This is a genomic window from Azonexus sp., assembly GCF_036170495.1.
Lineage (GTDB): Bacteria > Pseudomonadota > Gammaproteobacteria > Burkholderiales > Rhodocyclaceae > Azonexus.
In genome coordinates, this window is sequence record NZ_JAVHPH010000454.1 from 7,041 (window position 1) to 8,432 (window position 1,392).

General features: G+C 57.1%; 2 protein-coding genes. Both read left to right on the plus strand.

Features of this window, described 5'->3' with window-relative positions; genetic code table 11:
- Nucleotides 1–192 precede the first annotated feature (192 nt).
- Nucleotides 193–1,182 carry a GGDEF domain-containing protein gene (locus tag ADADOO_RS16340; RefSeq protein ID WP_511278571.1) on the plus strand — a complete coding sequence of 330 codons (990 nt, stop codon included), beginning with the start codon at nucleotides 193–195 and terminating at the stop codon, nucleotides 1,180–1,182.
- A gap of 73 nt (nucleotides 1,183–1,255) precedes the next feature.
- The coding region (locus ADADOO_RS16345; RefSeq protein ID WP_511278572.1) for a globin domain-containing protein at nucleotides 1,256–1,392 on the plus strand (137 nt) is incomplete at its 3' end.

The window sequence follows — 1,392 nt, forward strand, 5'->3', positions numbered from 1 at the left end:
CTCAGGCGGCACCAAATCAGGATGGCCGGGGCAGACATGTACAGACGACGAGACCACGAGAGGGGCGGTTGCTACGGTCGACGGATGACCGATCGGCGGCCCGGTTTTGCCCAGTGTCTCGATCTTCACCGGCTCGACGGAGCGCCGCATCGCCTGTCCTGGGAGGATCAGCGAGGGCAATATTGGACGCGCTTGCTGTTCTGCATCCTGGCCTTGATGTATTTCAACTTTGGTGGCGAAGCTCAGGTTCGGCCATGGGCCAGTTTGCCGGTCGTCAATGTCGTGATGACGACGTATGGCATGGAGATCCTGTTTTTCATGTGGCATGCCACGCGGGAGCCGCACGCGCCATGGCGCCAGCGCCTGACCATGTGGGTCGATATTGCCGCAGCCTGCTTCGCCGCATTGGCCGATTCAACGCTGAGTTCACCGGGTTTCCTTGTTTTCCTGATGGTTATCCTTGGCAACGGCATGCGTTACGGTCTCCGGCTTTTTGGCGAAGCCGTCATCGGCAGCCTGGGCGCTTCGATCCTCATCGTCTGGCTGCGCTTACCTGATTACCTCGCCATCTTCTCAGTCAGCGCCATCTTTTTCCTGGTGTTTTTTGCCATTGTTGTTCTCTACTCCTATTCGCTGACAGCGAAGATCGATCGGGCTCGCCAGAAACTCTCGCACGAAAGAAATGTCGATGCGTTGACCGGCATGCTGAACCGGCGAGCCCTGATCGAACGAGCAGCCCTGCTTTTCCACTCCCCCGCCGCGCACGGCGGCAGGATTGTCGTCCTGTTCGCTGATCTGGATGGTTTCAAGAACGTGAACGATACGCACGGTCATCATGTCGGCGACAAAGTGCTGGTTGCCGTGGCCGAGCGCATTCTCGACAACGTTCGCGACATTGATTTAGTGGCGCGTTATGGTGGTGACGAATTTCTGCTCGTGCTACCGCGCACCACGCAGGAGGGCGGTGAAATCGTTGCGCAGCGTGTGCGCCAGCAAATCAACGATTGGGCAAGACAGAACAATATCGACTTCAACGTTTCGATTGGCGTCGGCAATTACCCCGAGCATGGCAGCAATCTCGAATCCGTCATTGCCTCGGTTGACAAGGCCATGTACCGCAGCAAGTCGGAATATGGGCGAGGCGGTATTCTGCATGCCGAAAGTGCAGGCCTCTCATCCTGAGCGGGATTTTCGGCAATTGCCATGGTCTCCGTTACACTTGCCAGCTTTCTTCTGAACTACTGCGAGTTGATTGATGACCGACCAGGCCACCACGCCCACGACCTATGAAAAAATCGGTGGCGAAGCCACTGTTGCCAAGCTGACTGCACGGTTCTACGAATTGATGGACACCGTTTCCCATTTTGCGGAACTGCGGGCCATGCATCCGGC